This window comes from Pseudomonas sp. GW821-FHT03A09, from assembly GCF_059421065.1.
Genome location: NZ_JBWKUX010000002.1, coordinates 83,688 through 103,945, shown reverse-complemented (window position 1 = coordinate 103,945; position 20,258 = coordinate 83,688). Strand labels below are relative to the sequence as shown.

Genomic DNA, 20,258 nt, shown 5'->3' with positions numbered 1-20,258 from the left:
TCGAGCATGGTCAGCCAGGGGGGAAGAAAGCAAAAGTCTTCTTCGCTTCCTGACTGACCGAGTGATAGGGCGTGCGCCTCAGAACAGGAAGTAGCGTTGGGCCATCGGCAACACATCCGCCGGTTCACACCACAGCAACACGCCGTCGGCCTTGACCTGATACGTCTGTGGATCAACCTCGATATCCGGCAGGTAATCGTTGTGGATCAGGTCGGTTTTCTGCACGTTACGGCACCCTTTCACCACCGCAATTTGTTTCTTCAATCCCAGGGACTTGGGCAATCCGGCGTCCTGGGCCGCCTGGCTGATAAAGGTCAGGCTGGTGGCGTGCAGTGCGCTGCCGAAGCTGGCGAACATCGGGCGGTAATGCACCGGCTGTGGTGTGGGGATCGAACCATTGATATCGCCCATCAGGCTTGAGGCAATTGCACCACCCTTGAGGATCAGGGTCGGCTTGATACCAAAGAACGCCGGGCGCCACAGCACCAGGTCAGCCCATTTGCCCACTTCGATGGAGCCCACTTCATGGCTGATGCCGTGGGTTATCGCCGGGTTGATGGTGTACTTGGCGATATAGCGCTTGGCGCGGAAGTTGTCGTTGCCAGGGCCATCGCCGGGCAGGGCGCCGCGCTGTTTTTTCATCTTGTCGGCGGTCTGCCAGGTGCGCGTGATCACCTCGCCCACGCGGCCCATGGCCTGGCTGTCGGAGCTGATCATGGAGAACGCGCCAAGGTCGTGCAGGATATCTTCAGCGGAAATGGTCTCGCGGCGGATGCGGCTTTCGGCGAAGGCCACGTCTTCGGCAATGCTTGGGTCCAGGTGGTGGCAGACCATCAGCATGTCGAGGTGTTCATCAATGGTGTTGCGGGTGAAGGGGCGTGTCGGGTTGGTCGAGCTGGGCAATACGTTGGGGAAACCGCAGGCCTTGATAATGTCCGGCGCGTGGCCGCCACCGGCACCCTCGGTGTGGTAGGTGTGGATGGTGCGGCCCTTGAGCGCGGCCAGGGTGGTTTCGACGAAGCCGGACTCGTTGAGGGTGTCGCTGTGGATTGCCACCTGCACGTCGTATTGGTCGGCGACGCTCAGGCAGTTGTCGATGCTGGCAGGGGTGGTGCCCCAGTCTTCGTGCAACTTCAAGCCAATGGCGCCGGCCTTGACCTGCTCGATCAACGGCTCCGGCAGACTCGCATTGCCTTTGCCGGTGAAACCGATGTTCATCGGGAACGAATCGCTGGCTTGGAGCATGCGCGCCAGGTGCCACGGGCCGGAGGTGCAGGTGGTCGCATTGGTGCCCGTCGCGGGGCCGGTGCCGCCGCCGATCATGGTGGTGACGCCACTGGTCAGCGCTTCCTCGATCTGCTGCGGGCAGATGAAATGTACGTGGGTGTCGATGCCGCCGGCGGTGAGGATCATGCCTTCACCTGCGATCACTTCGGTGCTGGCGCCGATGGCCATGGTCACACCAGGCTGGATGTCCGGGTTGCCAGCTTTGCCGATGGCGGCGATGCGACCGTTCTTCAGGCCGACGTCGGCCTTGACGATACCCCAGTGGTCGATGATCAGCGCGTTGGTGATCAGGGTGTCGACCACTTCATGGGCGAGCAATTGGCTTTGGCCCTGGCCGTCGCGGATCACCTTGCCGCCGCCGAATTTCACTTCTTCGCCGTAAATGGTGAAGTCTTTTTCCACTTCGACAAACAGCTCGGTGTCGGCCAGGCGGACCTTGTCACCGACGGTGGGGCCGTACATATCGGCGTAGGCTTGGCGGCTGATTTTCATGTGGTTGCCCTGAAATATTTGTGTTGAATGTGAAATAGCTATCGCAGGCAAGCCAGCTCCCACATGAGACTGTATTCACAAATCCAAATAGGTGAACACAGTCTCATGTGGGAGCTGGCTTGCCTGCGATGAGGCCCTAAAGATCACCCATAACCCGCCCGGCAAACCCGAACACCCGGCGCCCACCGCTCAAATCCACCAACTCCACCTCCCGACTCTGCCCCGGCTCAAACCGCACCGCCGTCCCCGCCGGAATGTTCAGGCGCATGCCACGGCTGGCCGCACGATCGAACGTCAGCGCGTCATTGGTCTCGAAAAAATGGTAGTGCGAACCCACCTGAATCGGCCGGTCGCCACTATTGGCCACGCTCAGGCTGATCGTGCGACGGCCCACGTTGAGTTCGATATCACCAGGCTGGATCTGATATTCACCAGGAATCATGCAGGTTGCCCCAGGGTCTTGAAGTAGATGGCGGTCGGGGTGTAACGCCCGTCCGGGCTTTGGCAGTAGTCGGGCAGTTCACCGATCTTGGTGTAGTGCAGCGATTGATAGAAGGCTTCGGCACCGGAGCCCGCTTCGGTGTCCAGATAGAGGAGGCCGCGTTTGTGCTGGCGTGCGGCAAGTTCCAGGGCGTTCATCAATTGCTGGCCCAGGCCATGGCGCCGTGCGCTGCTATGCACCAGCAGCTTTTGCACTTCGGCACGGTTCAAGCCGTTGGTTTTCTGACACAACGCCAACTGTACGCTGGCGATTACTTTTTCATCACGCACCACCACCCACAGCAGCAGGCTGGCGTCTTCGATGCTTGCTTGTACGCCGCTCAAGTGCGTGCGGGCCTGGGCCTCATCGAAGTCGGCCATGAAACCGACTGACGCGCCATGCTTGACCGCGTCCAGTAACAGTTCAATCAAGCCCTGGCGGTAATGGGCAAAACTTTCGGCATTGACTCGACGCAGTTGCGCGGCGTTCATCGATCTCACTCCTTGGGCGGTTCGGCGCCCGGGTTCAAGGCCAGTTGCATAAAGGTCAGGTTCAGCCAGCGGCCGAACTTGATGCCCACTCGGGGCATCTGTCCGGTCGTGATAAAGCCCAGGCGCTCGTGCAGGCGGATCGAGGCGTGGTTGCCGCTTTCGATGGCGGCGACCATGACATGCTTGCCGCCGATGCGCGCACGTTCGATCAGGGCTTGCATCAACAAGGGGCCAAGGCCTTTGCCGCGCTGGTCATTGCGCACGTACACCGAGTGTTCGACGCTGTAGCGGAAGCCCTCGAAGGGGCGCCAGTCGCCGAACGAGGCGTAGCCGGTGACTTCATTGTTTTCGACCGAGACCAGGATGGGATAACCCTGGGCATGGCGGGCACTGAACCAGGCCTGGCGGTTGTCCAGGTCGACCGATTGTTCGTTCCAGATGGCCGTGGTGTTCAGCACCGCGTCGTTGTAGATATCGCGGATGGCCGGCAAATCGTCTTGGGTTGCATCACGAATCATGGTGGGGCCTTATGCGATCGGCTGGTGGACAGTCACCAGTTTGGTGCCATCGGGAAAGGTGGCTTCCACCTGGATATCCGGGATCATTTCCGGGATGCCTTCCATCACCTGTTCACGGCTGAGCAGGGTAGTGCCGAAGTGCATCAGTTCGGCCACGGTGCGGCCATCGCGGGCACCTTCCATCAGGGCGGCGGAAATGTAGGCGATGGTTTCCGGGTAATTGAGCTTCACACCTCGTGCCAGGCGGCGTTCAGCTACCAGGCCTGCGGTGAAGATCAGCAGTTTGTCTTTTTCCCGTGGGGTCAGGTCCATGGTTCAAGATCCTTCATAAGGTGCATGCTTAAAAGCAACATTTGGTCTTCATGTGCTCCATATTCGTGGAGATACGGCTTCTCGGCCCAGTACGGCAGGGCGTAGCAATTTCCATAAATCAATCAACCATGCCCGTGCCAACAGCGCTTCACTGGCCAGACAACGGGCCACCAGCAGGCCGGGTAGTTGGGTCAGGTCGCCGCGCACCGCATGAGGCAGGGCACGGCAGGTTTCCAGCAGTTCAGAGTCGATATCAGCGGCCAGCAGCAACGTAGCAAACACGGGTTGACCGTCCAGCCCGATAGGCGAGTCGAGCAAGCCGTCGGCGCCCACAATGCGCTGGCGCTCATGCCAGAGCAACTGGCCGTCGCGGCGGATATCCACGTGGGATTGGAAATAGCCGAGGTCGAAACGTTCGCCGCTGGCGGGGCGGCCGAGGGCTATCACGTCCCAGTAGAACAGTCGTGCATCACCTTTAAGCTCGATGCGCGTGGTGAGTTCGGCCTGGGCCGCACTGAATACGATGGTTTCCTGGGGCAGCCACTCCAGCGTGGCACCGGCTTCCACCGTGAGGTCCAGTTGCTGATACGCGGGGCCGCTCGCCCTGTACCACTTGGCCGCGCCAGGGCTGGTCAATTGGGCCCACGCACCTGCGCCGACATGGGCGCTGATGTCCAGGCGATCCCCTCCGGCAATACCCCCGGGCGGGTGCACGATGATGTGCTGGCACACCTCGGGGCCTTCGGCGTACAGGTGCTTTTGCACCCGCAACGGGCCGAGGTGGCGGCGCATTACCGGGCGTGTGGTGTCGCCGAAACGCGCGTAGCCGAGTTCCAGCTCGGCGTGCCAGCTGGGGGTGAACAGGGCAGGGGAAACGGGCAAGGTCATGTTTTAGTGCTTATCGTTAGGACGCTACAGATTAGATGGTAACCAGCCCGCGTACACCCTCACTTTCCATATTTTCACCTCGGCCCTGTTGCACGATCTCGCCACGGGACATCACCAGGTATTGGTCGGCCAGTTCGGCGGCAAAGTCGTAGAACTGTTCCACCAGCAGGATTGCCATATCGCCGCGCGCGGCGAGTTGCTTGATCACAGCGCCGATTTCCTTGATTACCGACGGCTGGATGCCTTCGGTAGGCTCATCGAGGATCAGCAAGCGCGGGCGGCTGGCCAGGGCTCTCCCAATTGCCAGCTGTTGCTGTTGGCCGCCGGACAGATCGCCGCCACGTCGATGTTTCATCTGCAGCAACACCGGGAACAATTCGTAGATGAATGAGGGCACTCCCTTGGCCTCTGAACCCGGAAACCGCGAGAGACCCATCAGCAAGTTTTCTTCCACTGTCAGCCGTCCGAAAATCTCCCGCCCCTGGGGCACGTAGGCAATCCCCGCATGCACACGTTGATGCGGCTTGAACCCGGTGATGGCCTTACCCTCCCAGTTCACCGCGCCTTCTTTGGCCGGCAGCAAACCCATCAGGCACTTGAGCAACGTGGTCTTGCCTACGCCGTTACGGCCCAGCAGGCAGGTGACTTCGCCGATTTTTACGTCAAAGGACAGTCCGCGCAGGATGTGGCTGCCGCCGTAGTACTGGTGCAACTTGTCGACTTGCAACATATCCAAAACCTCCTCGATCCCCCTGTGAGAACCGGTTCAAATGTGGGAGATGGCTTGCCTGCGATAGCGGACTATCAGTGACAACTGCTTGGCTGACCCGCCGTCATCGCAGGCAAGCCAGCTCCCACATAAAGCAGTCTGTGGCAGCCTTATCGGCCGAGATAAACCTCGATCACCCGCTCGTTTTCCTGCACCTGCTCCAACGACCCTTCTGCGAGCACGCTGCCCTGGTGCAACACGGTCACGTGATCGGCAATCGAGCCGACAAAGCCCATGTCGTGTTCCACCACCATCAGCGAGTGTTTGCCCGCCAGGCGCTTGAACAGTTCGGCAGTGAATTCGGTTTCGGCGTCGGTCATACCCGCCACCGGTTCGTCCAGCAACAACAGTTGTGGGTCTTGCATCAGCAGCATGCCGATTTCCAGGAACTGCTTCTGGCCGTGAGACAGCAAACCGGCTGGCCGCTGCGCCGAGGCGGTCAGGCGGATGGTGTCGAGCACTTCATCAATGCGGTCTTTCTGTTCACCGCTCAGGCGTGCACGCAGGCTGGCCCACACGGATTTGTCGGTCTTCTGCGCCAGCTCCAGGTTTTCGAACACGCTCAAGGCTTCAAACACCGTGGGCTTCTGGAACTTGCGGCCGATGCCAGCCTGGGCGATCTGCACTTCGCTCAGGCGAGTCAGGTCCATGTTTTCGCCAAACCAGGCGGTGCCATGGCTGGGGCGGGTCTTGCCGGTGATCACGTCCATCAGCGTGGTTTTGCCCGCGCCGTTGGGGCCAATGATGCAGCGCAATTCACCGACACCGATGTACAGGTTCAGGTCGTTGAGCGCTTTGAAACCATCGAAGCTGACACTGATGTCTTCCAGGGTCAGGATGGTGCCGTGGCGGGTGTTGAGGCCCTTGCCGGTAGCCTGGCCAATGCCGATGGCATCGCGGCCGGTGCCGGCGTCGAAAATAGGTTCAAGCATGACGTTCCTCATTTCTTCAACAGCCCGATCACGCCCTTGGGCAGGTACAAGGTGACGATGATGAACAGCGCCCCAAGGAAGAACAGCCAGTATTCCGGGAAGGCCACGGTGAACCAGCTCTTCATGCCATTGACCACGCCGGCGCCCAGCAACGGGCCGATCAGCGTGCCGCGCCCGCCGAGCGCAACCCAGACGGCGGCTTCGATGGAGTTGGTCGGCGACATTTCGCTGGGGTTGATGATGCCCACCTGAGGTACATACAACGCCCCGGCCAAACCGCAGAGCACGGCGCTCAGCACCCACACGAACAGCTTGAAGCCGCGAGGGTCGTAGCCGCAGAACATCAGACGGTTTTCTGCATCGCGCAGGGCGGTCAGCACCCGGCCGAACTTGCTTTTGGCCAGGCGCCAGCCGATGTACAGGCTGGTCACCAGCAACAGCACCGTGGCCACGAACAACACCGCCCGCGTGCCTGGTTCGGTGATGCCAAAGCCGAGAATGCTGCGAAAATTGGTGAAGCCGTTATTGCCGCCAAAGCCGGTCTCGTTGCGAAAGAACAGCAACATGCCGGCAAAGGTCAGGGCCTGGGTCATGATCGAGAAATACACGCCCTTGATCCGCGAACGGAAGGCGAAGAAACCGAACACCAGCGCCAGCAACCCTGGCGCCAACACTACCAGGCACATCGCCCAGAGGAAGTGCTCGGTGCCCACCCAATACCACGGCAGTTCAGTCCACGATAAAAAGGTCATGAACGCCGGCAGTTCATCGCCCGAGGCCTGGCGCATCAAGTACATGCCCATCGCATAGCCGCCGAGGGCGAAGAACAATCCGTGGCCGAGGGACAACATCCCGGCGTAACCCCACACCAGATCCAGCGCGAGGGCGACGATGGCGTAGCAGAGGATCTTGCCAACCAACGTCAGGGTGTAGGCCGACACATGCAGCGGGTTTTCCGGCGATAGCAGCGAAAACAACGGCAGCGCCAGCAACAGGATCAGGATGACGGCGCCCACCGCGATCGTCACTTTTGGGCCGGCTTTTTGTGTGGCTGTGAGCATCAAGGGTTGGTTCATCAGTCGATCACCCGTCCTTTCAGTGCGAAGAGTCCCTGCGGGCGTTTCTGGATAAACAGAATGATCAGCGCGAGGATCAGGATCTTGCCGAGCACGGCACCGATCTGGGGTTCGAGGATCTTGTTGGCAATGCCCAAACCAAAGGCGGCCATGACGCTACCGGCCAGTTGGCCGACACCGCCGAGCACCACGACGAGGAAGGAATCGATGATGTAGCTTTGCCCCAGGTCGGGACCGACGTTGCCGATCTGGCTCAGTGCCACGCCGCCCAAGCCAGCGATGCCGGAACCCAGGCCAAACGCGAGCATATCCACACGCCCGGTCGGCACGCCGCAGCAGGCCGCCATGTTGCGATTCTGGGTCACGGCGCGCACGTTGAGACCCAGGCGGGTCTTGTTCAGCAGCAGCCAGGTGAGCACCACCACGCACAGCGCGAAGGCGATGATCACGATGCGGTTGTACGGCAGCACCAGGTTGGGCAGTACTTGAATACCACCAGACAGCCACGCGGGGTTGGACACTTCTACGTTCTGCGCACCGAATACCAGGCGCACCAGTTGGATCAGCATCAGGCTGATGCCCCACGTGGCGAGCAGGGTTTCCAGGGGGCGACCGTAGAGATGGCGAATCACCGTACGCTCCAAGACCATGCCTATGGCGGCGGTGACAAAAAACGCCACCGGCAGTGCGATCAACGGGTAGAACTCGATGGCCTGTGGAACGTAGCGCTGCATCAGCAATTGCACCACATAAGTGGAGTAGGCACCCAGCATCAGCATTTCACCGTGAGCCATATTGATCACGCCGAGCAAACCGAAGGTGATCGCCAGGCCAAGGGCCGCCAGCAGCAGGATCGAGCCCAGGGACATGCCACTGAAGGCCTGGCCGAGAATCTCGCCCAGCATCAGTTTGCGTTTGACCTGGGCCAGGCTGGTTTCGGCGGCGGTGTGTACGGCGGCGTCGGTTTCAACGCCGGGGGCCAGCAACGCTTCCAGGCGCGTGCGCGCCAACGGGTCGCCGGTGCTACCGAGCAAGCGCACGGCGGCCAGGCGCACCACCGGGTCGGGGTCCACCAGTTGGAGGTTGGCCAGTGCCAGACTGAGGGCGGTATGCACGTCCTCGTTGGTTTCGGCAGCGACCTGCTGGTCGAGAAATTTGAGCTGCGCAGGCTGTGCGCTTTTTTGCAGGATTACCGCTGCGTCCAGGCGCACCTTGGGGTCGGCGGCGAGCAGTTGTTGGCTGGCTTGTACGTTGTCGATCAGGCTGCGCAGGCGGTTGTTCAGGCGTACGGTCTTGGTTTCACCGTTGAGCGTGAGTTGGCCTTGCTGCAGGGCGTCCACCAACGCGATACGTGCAGGATCAGGCTGGGCGGCCCAGTCCTGGAGGAGCTTGGCTTGTTGGGCCGGGTTGGCGGCCAGGAAGTCTTCGGCGTCGCCGGCGTGTGCCGCAAAAGGCAGCAATAGCAGGGCCGTGAGGATGAAACGGTAGAGGGCAGTAGGCATAACAAAGTGTCCTGATCATGTGCGGACAGTGTGGGCATAGGGCTTTGTGTGGGAGCTGGCTTGCCTGCGATGGCATCACCTCGGTAAGACTGATACACCGAGGCGCCTATATCGCAGGCAAGCCAGCTCCCACATTGACCGTGCCCGACATCCAGGCTGCGGTGTGGCTTAGTTGCTTTTCACCGCATAGTCCGGCTTTTTGTCATTGCCTGGGATGTACGGGCTCCACGGCTGTGCCCGAATCGGTTCCTGGGTTTGCCACACCACCGAGAACTGCCCATCGGCCTGGATCTCGCCGATCATCACCGGCTTGTGCAGGTGGTGGTTGGTCTTGTCCATGGTCAGGGTGAAGCCCGACGGTGCGGCGAAGGTTTGCCCGCCGAGCGCTTCACGCACTTTGTCGACGTCGGTGGACTTGGCTTTCTCCGCCGCCTGCGCCCACATATGGATGCCCACGTAGGTGGCTTCCATTGGGTCGTTTGTCACCGCTTTGTCGGCGCCCGGCAGGTTGTGTTTCTTGGCGTAGGCTTTCCAATCCGCGACGAATTTCTTGTTCACCGGGTTCTCAACGGACTGGAAGTAGTTCCACGCGGCGAGGTTGCCCACCAGTGGCTTGGTGTCGATGCCGCGCAGTTCTTCTTCACCCACGGAGAACGCTACCACCGGCACCTCGGTGGCCTTCAAACCCTGGTTGGCCAGCTCCTTGTAGAACGGCACGTTGGAGTCGCCGTTCACGGTGGAGATCACCGCCGTCTTGCCGCCCGCCGAGAACTTCTTGATGTTGGCCACGATGGTCTGGTAATCGGCGTGGCCGAATGGGGTGTAGACCTCTTCGATATCTTTATCCGCTACACCTTTGGAGTGCAGGAACGAACGCAGGATCTTGTTGGTGGTGCGCGGGTACACGTAATCGGTGCCCAGCAGGAAGAAGCGCTTGGCGCTGCCACCTTCTTCGCTCATCAGGTATTCCACTGCCGGGATGGCTTGCTGGTTCGGTGCCGCACCGGTGTAGAACACGTTCGGCGACATCTCTTCGCCTTCATATTGCACCGGGTAGAACAGCAGGCCGTTGAGTTCTTCAAATACCGGCAGCACCGACTTGCGCGACACCGAAGTCCAGCAGCCGAATACCACGGCGACTTTGTCCTGGGTCAGCAACTGCCGACCTTTTTCCGCAAACAACGGCCAGTTCGAAGCGGGGTCGACTACCACGGGTTCTAGCATCTTGCCGTTCACACCGCCCTTGGAGTTGATCTCGTCGATGGTCATCAGCGCCATGTCTTTCAGCGATGTTTCGGAGATGGCCATGGTGCCGGACAGCGAGTGCAGGATGCCGACCTTGATGGTCTCGGCGGCCTGTACGGTCCAGGTCATGCCCATGGCGGCAATGGATGCCGAAAGAGTGAAAGCCTTGATCAAGCTGCGACGCTTCATGGTGCGATCTCCGTGACCGATGTTGTGTTAGGGGGCAAATGAGGGACGTTACGCAGGTGATAGCAAGGGGTGTGCCGAAGTCATCCAACCCTGATGGGCAAGGGCCAAACAAACGTGCAAGCCGGGCTGGTTGCACCAATGTGGCCCTCGATTGCGGCTTCGGGGCACGACGATGTGCTGTTGTGGTGCTTGGTACTGCCGCTACTTATCTACCGGTTGGACAGGGAGCTTCACTCCGAGAATGAAAGGCCTGGGCGCTGTGCCCAGGCATTTCTTCCAGGAGTTGTCATGGCTATCAGATTGTCACGTGAAGAGCGGGCTGCCAGTTCAAACCGAGGGGCTTCCAAGTTGCCACCATTGAGCCCTGCTTTTTTGCATGAAGTGGATGCGGCGAACTGGGCTCATCAGGAAATTGGTCAACGACGAGATGTCGAATACGGCGGGGTGATTTTGCGAGACCCCACCGGCCAGTATTTCTCGACCCGGCCGGTGAGGGGCGAGGGTATGCAGTTCGATTTGCGGACGGTATTGGGCATCGGCACTGATGGCTACTATCTTCAGCCACAAGGCTATACCTGCGTCGCCAGCTACCATTCGCACCCCGCGCAACATGCATGGATTCTCCAGAGAAACCGCAGTTTTGATGAGCGCATGGCCAAGGCGTTTCTGGGGTTCATGTCCGGTACGGACTTTTATCGGGATGTGCATGACCGTGATTTTTTCCCGTCTTCTTATCTCTCCGGCCCGGATGGTTCGCTGATCCGTCATACCCCATCCGGATCAGCAGCGGAATTCAGTTTTGCCCTGTGGGTGCAGGCCGGAAAACCACCCGACAGTCCGGTGGGCGTGTACGGCGGGTTTGATGATTTCGTCAAGAAAATCTCCACCTTTGGCTCGCTCAGCTTGATTGTGCCGACCGCACTTTGGGGGGGGCTCTCGCGGAAAAGTGCCGTCCGACTGGGTTGTTTTCGAACCTTTTTCCTCGTCAGAGGTGACTGAACAGCCCCTGTTCACTGCGATCTTCCCCGACGCGTCCCAGGCGCTGACGGCGGCGTTCTCCTCGCCGCCGCCAGAGGCGGTTGAATCGCACATTGGCGTGGTGCTAAAGCACGTCAATCAGGATCGTTACGTCGCAACTGTTGCATCGCCCGCTCGCGAACCGCTGTTTTCGCTCGATGCGTTGTTTCCAAAGGGACCGGATGGGCATCCGCAAATACCTGCTGAGTATCGCCTGGAAGCCCTTTATGTCGGTGACGGGCCCGAAGTGAGCAAGGTTGCTGCACGAGAAGCCTGGCTGGCCAATGTGTTTTTTTCTCCGGCACAGGTGGGGGCGGCTATCCGGGAGGGAAGCAAGACGATGGCGCTTCAGAATCCCCAGCGTGGTCTTGCCCTCTACATGAGTAGCTCGGATCAGGCGTTGCTTAAGCTCAAAGTCCCTCCCGAGAATCTGGCTACCGAGTTGTTCCAACGAGGCAGTGATGGGGGGATCGATGACAAGGGGGCCCAGGCCGAGATGGCCGCAGGCACGCTGACCCCACGCAATTTTTTGCGCAGGGTGATCGATGCCACCGACCTGTGGGTGGTTCGGGCAGGCCAATTCTGGCGTGAGGTCGGGCGTGTGGGCAAGAGCACGGCGGTACTGGCTACGGAGTACCCGGAGGCTTTGAGTGGCTCGTTTCTGTCATCGCGGGATGCTGCGCTGTACGCCCATGAGCAGATTGGCAACACTCGAAATCGTTACCTCGGTGGTTACATACTCAAGGGGCCTGACGGTCATTTTGTGATCACGCCTCCCAAGCGAAGCCTCGGCAATCCATTTGCGTTCATGCTGTTTTTCCCCATGGACGGGCAAGGTGCACTGATTCCTCCCGAGCACTATGAGCTGCATGCACGTTATGGTTCCCATCCGGCGTTGTCCATGGTCGATCCCGACTGGGTCAAGCAGCGACACTGGACGCGGGATGAAGCGTTGATCAACCTGCAGGTGTTTTCCTGCGATGAGATGTACTCAATTCTCCAGGCTGGGCGGGTGGCCTACCTTTCCGGGGCGCAGGACTGTTTATTGGAATACGCCCCGAACCGCTCGTCCCAGGAGGTGCTGCTACGGGCTAATCTCAGCCCGTCCGCTGCAGAGCATGGGCTTGCACGCAAGCTTGATCGCGGAGAGATAAAACCCACCGATTGGGTCACGAGATTAGCTTCTGCCGGCGAATTCAAAATCATCCAGGGCAATTCGTTGTGGGGGCCACGCGGGGTTGTCTACAGTGACTGGACGCCCAATTATGACTATGCACCCAGACTCGGCCCGCCCGACTACGTCACCTATGGTTCTTTGTTCACAACCCTCAATGAGGCCACCCGCGACCTGCACAAGCGAGTGCATGGTCGTAATCTCGCCGCGCAGGCGTGTTTCGCATTTATCCTCAAGCGCAAGGACCAGGAACAGTACATCGCGACCGAAGTGGTAGGGGCTGTCTCCGCCGGCGACTTGTTCGATCTCAATAGATTGTTTTCTCGAACGAGCCGTGACGAGTTCCTGCTGCCCGAGGGGTTTGAGTTACATGCCTTATTCAGGTCACAGCAGTGGTCGCCGCAGTGGAAGGCAGTGGCGAGTACTTGGCTGACGTTGTATTTCGTCATGCCGGAAGTGCTGTATTCCGCGCTCTATGAAGCTCAGCGTGATCGTACACACAGCCTACCCATCTACTTTTCTACCCTGGATGGCGCGCTGTTAAGTTACCAGCCCTCTCCTATCGACGTAAAAATAGGCGGCGAGGCAGACAACTTGTTAGCGCAGGCACGTACGCAGCTGGATTCTGGCATCACGACGCATTTGGACTTTGTCAGGCAGTGGGCAACCAAGGGTGAGCTCCAGGTGGTGCGTACCAGCCAGTGTTGGGATGAGGTCGGCAAAGTGGGCAACGACTGGGCTGGCTACAAAACCTTGAGTTCGCGACGCTTGAGCCCCGCGTTTGCCTCGCCCGATGATGCGGCACGTCACGCCCTGAGCGCTATCGGCAACCACTTTCGCCGCGCCTATGGTGGGGTCATCCTCAAGCTGGCCAACGGCCTATGCGTGGCCACTGAACCCTTGATACTGCCGCCTCGGGGGGTGACGTTGAACTGGATCTACCCTGACGCCAGCGTTGCCGAGGGGCTTTACCCGGGGGGAGGCACGATCATCGCTCGCTACCGTTCCCTGCCCATTCAAGAAGTGCCCATATTGCTGTCGGGCCTACAGAAAACTGTCTACCAAAGCATGATTCCCAGTGCTGTGCTGGCAGAGTTGTTAGACAGAGAGGTGCATATCAAGCGCGAGTACGTTTTCGGAGCGAACGGGGCGATTCTTAGCTATGACCTGTCGGACTCTGAAGAGGAAAAGCTGTTGAGCCGTAAGTTGGTCGCTCTTAACCTCGTCAAAGGTGATTTGGCCGACAACGATTTTGAGCAGCAACTGCGCACGGGCGCGCTATCACCACAGGATTTCGTCAATGCTGTGGCCAAGGCCGGTCTCTTGCGCGTCGTGAAGGGGGATGCGTTGTGGGGGAGTCCGAGGACACTCAAGCCTGATTTCGCGCTGAATCAATATATCCCGAGCCCATTGGCCGTGCGCCAAGTCGCAGCCGACACACCGTGCAGTCCGATTTTTACCCGCGCCCTCGATGCTGTCCGACACGTCCAGCTTGGTTGGAAGCCACAGGCTCAAGTGGCCTTTGGTTATGTATTAAAGGCATCGGGCAGGGAGCTGTACATGGCGACTTTACCCCTTGTCAGAGAGAACTTTGACGCCTTGAGAGCCGTCTTTGTCGACGGCCAATTACCCCAGGGCTACCTGATGTATGGCTTGTACCTGTGCGCATCGACCGAAACGATTGCCCCGGCCAGCGACGAAATGGCCCGGCACTTCTTCACGCCTGTCACGATTGTGAAAGCGCTGACGTACATGACCACTCCCCGTAACGGAGTGACACTGCCGCTTTACTTGTTGTGTGCGGACGGTGCACTGCTGTGGTTTCGCGCGCCTAAAACAGCAGCTGTGTCGCAGTGGTCGAACAACGTGCGCCACGACGCCACGCGAGTACGTGAAGGCTCCTTGACGGTGCGGGACTATGTACGTCTGTTGGCGGGTATCGGAGAGTTGCACGTTCGGGTCACCAGTCCGACCTGGGGCCGCAAAGAGCAGGTCGATGCACAGTGGTCGCCCAAGCGGCCGTCGCACGCTTTTGCTGACGATCCTTACTACCATTCATTCTGTGGCCCGCTGTATTTCTACGCCGATGACGCTGCCCGATACGCCCAGCGATTGATTGCCCCGTTTGTCGACACGTCATATCTAGGGGCAGTGCTTGTACCGCCGAAAATTTCCGGATTTGTCGCGATCGATCCTGTGGAGGACCGCGCCGGCTTCGGCAGTAGTACGTTGGAAGGCTTGTTCTGGAAGGATCACGCCGGGTTCGATGTGCCGGTCACCAATGTGCTGCGCAGCTACAAAATTGCGGCTGTGCATGCCTTTTATAAGTCAATTCCCAGCATGCCTGGCCTGTCTCGGATTGACATCAACCTGCTGGCTAATTTTGCCTCCAGCGATGATCTGGGCAATTACCTTTCAGTCATGCGGAGTAACTTACCTGACGCCAAGAGCCTTTACCTGTCTTGTCGTGGGGGAGGGATGCTCAAGTACATACCCGCAATGACTGGGGAGGAAACCGCCATCCTCCGCGCCCGTCCAGCGGCCACTCCTAGTGTGCTAGTGCGTCAGTTGCGGCGTATGGGCAGCCTATCAGTACTGGTCACCGACGTCTTCTGGAACGCACTGGGGCCTTTGGGTGAAAAAACGGATACGGCGGGGCTGGGGGCAAATGAGCCCTGGTATGGGCGCAACAAGGATGAGCTTTGACGATCGCCCTCAGCGCGGCTGCCGAAAACGCCTCATTCTGATCAAGGCTTGCGCATTAGTCCGATAAAAAACAACCCGCCAATCGCCGCCGTGGCCACGCCAATCGGCAAGTCTTCCGGGGCGATCAGCGTGCGTGCCGCTACGTCGACCCATACCAGGAACAGGCTGCCCAGCAGCGCACACACCGGTAGCAACCGGCGATGCTCGGCGCCGACCAGGCGCCGGGCGATGTGCGGCACCATCAGCCCGACAAAGCCGATGGAGCCGCTGATGGACACCAGTACGCCGGTCATCAACGATGCCACCAGAAATACCTTGAGGCGCACATTGCGTGCGTTCAGCCCGAGGGTGACGGCAGTCTGTTCGCCGGCCATCAAGGCGTTCAACGGACGAGCCATGCTCACCAGCACCAGCAGACCCAGCACGACCGTAGCGGTCGGAATCGCCAGCAGCTCCCAACGCGCCAGGCCAAGGCCGCCGAGCATCCAGAACATCACCGCTGACGCCGCACGATGATCGCCCATGAACAGCAAAAGGTTGGCCGCCGCCATCATCACGAATGACACGGCCACGCCGCACAGCAGCAGGCGATCACTCTCCAACCGGCCATTACGACTGGCCACCGCCAGAACCACCAGCATGCTCAGCAGCGCGCCGATAAATGCAGCGATGGGCAGGGTCAGCAGGCCGACGATTTCGCCCACATGCAGCACAACGATCACCGCGCCCAACGTGGCGCCAGACGTCACGCCCAGCAGGTGTGGATCGGCCAGTGGGTTGCGCGTGACGGCTTGCAGCACCGCGCCAATCAATGCCAATCCGGCACCGACCAAGGCACCGAGCAACATGCGCGGCACGCGGATCAACCAGACGATATGTTCCTGCCCCGTCGGCCAATTCACTTCGCCGATCCCCAGCGCCTTGTACAGCACAATCCGCCACACCACCTCCACCGGCACCCGTGCGGGGCCGAAGCCCAGCGAGATCACGCCAGAGATCAGCAGCAGCGATCCGAGGGCCATGAGCAGTAAGGCGTAGCGACGGGAGATCATTCGCCGTGGAACCCTTTGGCCAGGGTTTCGACGGCCAGCACATTGTCGATGCCCGGCGTGGCTTGCACGTAGGGAATCACGATAAAGCGCTGGTTCCTGATGGCGTCCACCGCTTGCAAGGCTGGGTTGTTCATCAGGAAGGCCTGCTTCTGTTCGGCGCTGATTTCGCTGTAGTCGACGATGACGATCACCTGCGGGTTGCGTTCCACCACGGTTTCCCAATTGACCCGGGTCCAACTGGCGTTGATGTCATCGAGGATATTGCGCCCGCCCGCGGCCTCGATCAGCGCCTGGGGCATGCCCAGGCGGCCGGAGGTCATGGCACGGTCTTCGCCGCTGTCGTACAGGAACACTCGCGGCTTGTCGGCAGGAAGGTCTTTTTGCACCTCGGCCACTTGCGCCTGCATTTGCGTGATCACGGCATTGGCGCGGTCCTGCACGTCGAAGATTTTGCCCAGGTTGCGCAGGTCGTTGTAGGTGTCGTCCAGGGTCGCCGCCTTGCGCTTCATCACAAAGGCGCAGGATTCGGTCAGCTCATACACGTTGATACCCAAAGGTTGCAGGGTACTCGGCGTGAGGTCCCCGCCCACGCGCATGCCGTAGTCCCAGCCAGCGAAAAAGAAATCCACGTTGGCGTTGAGTAGGGTTTCCACCGACGGGTATTTGCTCGCCAGCTCCGGCAAGCCGTCGAGGGTCTCGGCCATCTCGGGTGTGACCGACTTCCAGCCGGTCACACCGCTGTAGCCGGCCATGCGCGGCTTGAGACCCAGGGCGAGCATCATCTGGGTCATGTTGATGTCGTGGCTGACCGCGTGTTTCGGCGCCTCTTGGAACGTCACGTCGCGGTTGCAGCTCTTGATGGTCACCGGGTAGTGGGTAGCTTCGGCAAAGGCGTGTGCGGAACCGAACAGCAGGGCTACGGCGAGCAGGGCGCGCAAGGTCATGGTTGGGTTATCCAGGTGATTCGGGGGTAGTCGGACAGGGGGTGGGTGTCGATTAGCGCTTCGACGCCAAACACATCGCGCAGCAACTCGGTGGTCAGCACGTCATGGGGCGTACCGCTGGCGACGATGCGCCCGTGGTTGATCACATACAGGCGATCACAGAAGGCGGCGGCCAGGTTCAGGTCGTGGATGCTCGCCAGAGTGCCGATATGCAGACGCTTGACCAGCCGCAAAAGCTCCAGCTGATACCGTGGGTCGAGGTGGTTGGTGGGTTCGTCGAGGATCAGCAATTGTGGCTGCTGGGCCAACGCGCGGGCGAGGATCACGCGTTGTTTTTCACCCCCCGAAAGGGTGGCGAATGCGTGGTCTTCGAAGCCATGCATGCCTACCGATTCGAGTGCCTGCCGGATCAGTTGTTGGTCGTGCAAGGTGTCGCCATCGAACAAACCTTTGTGTGGCGTGCGGCCCATGGCGACCACCTCATCCACCCGCAGGCCGAAGGCATCCGGGAACTCTTGCAGCACCACGGCGATGCGTTGCGCGCACCATTTCGAACTTTGTTTCCACACATTCTGGTGGTCGAGTCGCACATCACCGCTCTCTGGCTTGGTGAACCGATAAGCGCAGCGCAGCAGGCTGGTCTTGCCGCTGCCGTTGGGGCCGATCAGGCCGACAAACTCCCCCGCACCGACCTGAAGGCTGGCGTCACGCAGGTGGAACTGGTGCTGGCAGTGACTGGTTGGGGACCAGTTGAGGGCGGTGAGGCTTAGCGATGTCATCGTGTCTCTCAAGTCCAGCACAGTTCAAATGTGGGAGGGGGCTTGCCCCCGATGGCGGTGTATCAGTGAAGGATGTGCTGACTGACACACTGCTATCGGGGGCAAGTCGAATCGTCGCACCGCCCCTCCCACATTTCTGACCTGTGTTTTGGTCGGTTAGAAGGTGTAGTCCGCTGTGACGAAGAGCGAGCGCGGTTCGCCCAGAATCCATTGCTGTCCGTCGTTGTACTGGCTGACGGCATAGGTTCGGTCGAACAAGTTGTTCAATTGCAGGCCCAACGTGGTGTTGCGCATCGCCTTCCACGACACCGTGGCGTCGACCACGGTGTAGCTCGGCAGCTCATTCTGGTTGGCCATGTCGGCGTAGCGTGCGTCGACATAACGCACACCGGCACCGGCGCGGATGTCGTCGGTCACGGCTTTGCTCAGCCACAGGTTGGCGGTGCGACGCGGTACGTCCACCGGACGGTTGCCGTCGCGGGAGACCTGCACGCCGCCGACGTCCTGTTTGAAGTCGTCGTACTGCGCATGCACGATGGCGGCGTTGGCTTGCAGTGCCCAGGCGTGGGGCAGTTGTAGGTCGAGGCTTGCTTCCAGGCCGCGTGAGGATTGCTGGCCGACTTGCTGCTTGAGGTTCGGATCGCCCGGTACGTCAGTCAGCAGTTTCTTCTTGACGATGTGATAGGCCGCCAACGTCCATTCACCGCGCTGGTCCCAGAACGCTTGCTTGATGCCCACCTCGGTCTGTTTGGCGGTGGATAAGTCGAACTGCTGCTGGCCGGGGCTTAGGGAAATCAGGCCGCCGACACCGTCGGTGCTGGTAGCGTACTGACCGTAGATCGAGGTATCCGGGGTAATCGTATACACCAGCCCGGCCTTCCAGTTATTGCCGGTGAGGGTCTTGTCGGCTTGGCCACCGGTGCGCAAATCATCATGCTCGATATGAGCGTAGTCGCGACGGATGCCGGTGATCAGCGACAACTGGTCGGTGAGTTGCAGGCGGTTTTCCGCGAAGCCGGCGACCGTTTTGGTGGTGGTGGCAAACACCGGCTTGAACGGATCTTTGCTTTGGAACGGCGCGGGTACCGGATGGTACAGGTCAATGGGTTGGCCGTTGTCCAGCACATCTCTAAACGGCGTGTTGCTGGCCAGGCGGAAGCGGATGCGATTGTATTCAACGCCGGTCACGGTCTGGCTGTCGAGACCGAACAACGTGTGCTTGAAGGTAAAGGTCTGGCGGTCGCCGACCTGTTCCTGGTTGTGCTTGATGCCGTAGTTGCCGCTGCGGGTGAGTTGGCCGCCGGTGAAGTTGTAGTTCTCGGCATTCTGCCAGCGGCGCTGGTTTTTCAGGTAGTACAGCTCGTTGGTGGCGCTGATGTTGTCGTTGACCTGCCACTCGCTGGTCAGGCGCGTCCATTGGTCGTTGTAGTGCTGGGTGTCGTTGCTGACATTGTAATTCTTCTCGCGCAGACCCTTGTGCAACTGGCCGTTGATCAGCGGCGTACCGAAGTAGTTTTGTGGGCGCTGGTCGCCGTAGTCGCTGGCGAAGGTAAAGCTCAGGTTATCCGCCGCCTGCCAGCGCAAGGCGCCGCTGACGAAGTCGCTGCTGGAATCGCCACGATCGATGAAACCATTGCTGCGCAGGCGATTGAGGTTGAGGCGATAGCTCAGGGTGTCGGTCAGCGAACCACCGCTGTCGAGGGCTTGCTGTTGGCGATCATAAGAGCCGTAACCGAGGCGGATGTGGTTTTCGATCTCACCTTCGAAGGGCTTTTTCGACACGGTATTGATGACTGCGCCCGTGGCGCCTTCACCGTATAGCACCGAGGCCGGGCCGCGCAGCACGTCGACGCGCTCTACCGACCAGGTGTCCACTGGAAACGTCGAGGTCCCCATGCCCATGTACATGCGATTGCCGTCGTACAGCTGCATCACCGAACCCTGGCCGGTAAAACCACGGGCCGACAATGAGGTGCCGCCGTCGCCTGGTGTGCCGGTACGGCTGATGCCGGTGGCGCGGGAGATCGCGTCTTGCACGCTGGCATCGCCACGTTCGCGGATCTGCGTGCCGGTCTGGCTTTCGACACTGCCAGGGGTTTGCAACGCCGTGAGGTTCAGGCGCGAACCGGCGGTGGTCGGCGTGTTCAGATCGACACGTTCGTTATCCACGGCAGGTGCGGTCACGGGGCTGGCGGGCAGGGTCAGGGCCTGGGCGTTGTTGTGCAAGGCGAGCAGGCACAGGCCGGACGCAAGGTACTTGTTCATCGGTCGGTCAATCGCTTCTTGGAGGGTTGCCGCCGCAAGGTGCGGCGGGCAACGATAACGCAGAAAGTGTTATAAGTTAACACTTATTGGCTGCGGGACAAAAGTCGCGCAAGGCTACAGAAGGCCTCTGCCATGGGCA

At 60.1% G+C, this 20,258-nt stretch carries 17 protein-coding genes; 2 read left to right on the top strand and 15 right to left on the bottom strand.

From position 1 onward, the window contains the following. Positions 1 to 78: 78 nt before the first annotated feature. The 11 genes from ureC to urtA all read right to left on the bottom strand — a co-directional run bounded on the left by ureC (position 79) and on the right by urtA (position 10,182). A complete protein-coding gene (gene ureC, locus AC07V4_RS03310; RefSeq protein WP_492637263.1) occupies positions 79 to 1,779 on the bottom strand; it encodes an urease subunit alpha in 1,701 nt (566 codons plus the stop codon). A 136-nt stretch (positions 1,780 to 1,915) separates the two neighbouring features. Further along, positions 1,916 to 2,221 carry an urease subunit beta gene (locus AC07V4_RS03305; protein ID WP_017737512.1) on the bottom strand — a complete coding sequence of 102 codons (306 nt, stop codon included), beginning with the start codon at positions 2,219 to 2,221 and terminating at the stop codon, positions 1,916 to 1,918. Then, positions 2,218 to 2,751 (bottom strand): GNAT family N-acetyltransferase, encoded by a 534-nt coding sequence (locus AC07V4_RS03300; protein ID WP_492637262.1) that lies wholly within the window; start codon positions 2,749 to 2,751, stop codon positions 2,218 to 2,220. Before AC07V4_RS03300 ends, AC07V4_RS03305 begins: the two co-directional genes overlap by 4 nt. A 5-nt stretch (positions 2,752 to 2,756) precedes the next feature. Continuing rightward, positions 2,757 to 3,269, bottom strand: coding sequence for a GNAT family N-acetyltransferase (locus tag AC07V4_RS03295; protein ID WP_492637261.1), 513 nt, complete (start codon positions 3,267 to 3,269; stop codon positions 2,757 to 2,759). Positions 3,270 to 3,278: 9 nt separating this feature from the next. Continuing rightward, complete coding sequence (ureA, locus tag AC07V4_RS03290; RefSeq protein ID WP_032878149.1) at positions 3,279 to 3,581, bottom strand: urease subunit gamma; 303 nt, start codon at positions 3,579 to 3,581, stop codon at positions 3,279 to 3,281. A 48-nt stretch (positions 3,582 to 3,629) separates the two neighbouring features. After that, positions 3,630 to 4,469, bottom strand: coding sequence for an urease accessory protein UreD (locus AC07V4_RS03285; RefSeq protein ID WP_492637260.1), 840 nt, complete (start codon positions 4,467 to 4,469; stop codon positions 3,630 to 3,632). Positions 4,470 to 4,500: 31 nt separating this feature from the next. Beyond that, complete coding sequence (gene urtE / locus AC07V4_RS03280; RefSeq protein ID WP_492637259.1) at positions 4,501 to 5,199, bottom strand: urea ABC transporter ATP-binding subunit UrtE; 699 nt, start codon at positions 5,197 to 5,199, stop codon at positions 4,501 to 4,503. 149 nt (positions 5,200 to 5,348) lie between these two features. Next, complete coding sequence (gene urtD / locus AC07V4_RS03275) at positions 5,349 to 6,182, bottom strand: urea ABC transporter ATP-binding protein UrtD (protein WP_492637258.1); 834 nt, start codon at positions 6,180 to 6,182, stop codon at positions 5,349 to 5,351. After that, positions 6,179 to 7,246: an urea ABC transporter permease subunit UrtC gene (gene urtC / locus AC07V4_RS03270; RefSeq protein ID WP_492637257.1), complete on the bottom strand. Its 1,068-nt coding sequence runs from the start codon at positions 7,244 to 7,246 to the stop codon at positions 6,179 to 6,181. The genes urtD and urtC overlap by 4 nt, the downstream gene beginning before the upstream one ends. Next, complete coding sequence (gene urtB / locus AC07V4_RS03265) at positions 7,246 to 8,748, bottom strand: urea ABC transporter permease subunit UrtB (RefSeq protein WP_492637256.1); 1,503 nt, start codon at positions 8,746 to 8,748, stop codon at positions 7,246 to 7,248. The genes urtC and urtB overlap by 1 nt, the downstream gene beginning before the upstream one ends. Before the next feature lie 168 nt (positions 8,749 to 8,916). Further along, entirely contained in the window at positions 8,917 to 10,182 is a 1,266-nt protein-coding gene (gene urtA, locus AC07V4_RS03260; RefSeq protein WP_492637255.1) for an urea ABC transporter substrate-binding protein, read from the bottom strand. 288 nt (positions 10,183 to 10,470) lie between these two features. On the opposite strand from urtA, the gene AC07V4_RS03255 reads away from it, so the two are divergent. Both AC07V4_RS03255 and AC07V4_RS03250 read left to right on the top strand, forming a co-directional pair. After that, a complete protein-coding gene (locus tag AC07V4_RS03255) occupies positions 10,471 to 11,181 on the top strand; it encodes a DUF4329 domain-containing protein (protein ID WP_492637254.1) in 711 nt (236 codons plus the stop codon). Then, the gene (locus AC07V4_RS03250; protein ID WP_492637253.1) at positions 11,129 to 15,079 is read left to right on the top strand and encodes a DUF4329 domain-containing protein; all 3,951 of its coding nucleotides are present in this window, start codon (positions 11,129 to 11,131) and stop codon (positions 15,077 to 15,079) included. The genes AC07V4_RS03255 and AC07V4_RS03250 overlap by 53 nt, the downstream gene beginning before the upstream one ends. A 41-nt stretch (positions 15,080 to 15,120) precedes the next feature. Here the strand turns inward: AC07V4_RS03250 and AC07V4_RS03245 are convergent, their stop codons facing one another. From AC07V4_RS03245 to AC07V4_RS03230, 4 genes are all read right to left on the bottom strand, one after another. Further along, positions 15,121 to 16,131, bottom strand: a complete 1,011-nt coding sequence (locus AC07V4_RS03245; RefSeq protein WP_492637252.1) for a FecCD family ABC transporter permease — start codon at positions 16,129 to 16,131, stop codon at positions 15,121 to 15,123. Continuing rightward, positions 16,128 to 17,075 carry an ABC transporter substrate-binding protein gene (locus tag AC07V4_RS03240; protein WP_492637251.1) on the bottom strand — a complete coding sequence of 316 codons (948 nt, stop codon included), beginning with the start codon at positions 17,073 to 17,075 and terminating at the stop codon, positions 16,128 to 16,130. Before AC07V4_RS03240 ends, AC07V4_RS03245 begins: the two co-directional genes overlap by 4 nt. Further along, positions 17,072 to 17,854: an ABC transporter ATP-binding protein gene (locus AC07V4_RS03235; protein WP_492637250.1), complete on the bottom strand. Its 783-nt coding sequence runs from the start codon at positions 17,852 to 17,854 to the stop codon at positions 17,072 to 17,074. The genes AC07V4_RS03240 and AC07V4_RS03235 overlap by 4 nt, the downstream gene beginning before the upstream one ends. Before the next feature lie 156 nt (positions 17,855 to 18,010). Beyond that, entirely contained in the window at positions 18,011 to 20,119 is a 2,109-nt protein-coding gene (locus AC07V4_RS03230; protein WP_492637249.1) for a TonB-dependent receptor, read from the bottom strand. Positions 20,120 to 20,258 lie beyond the last annotated feature (139 nt).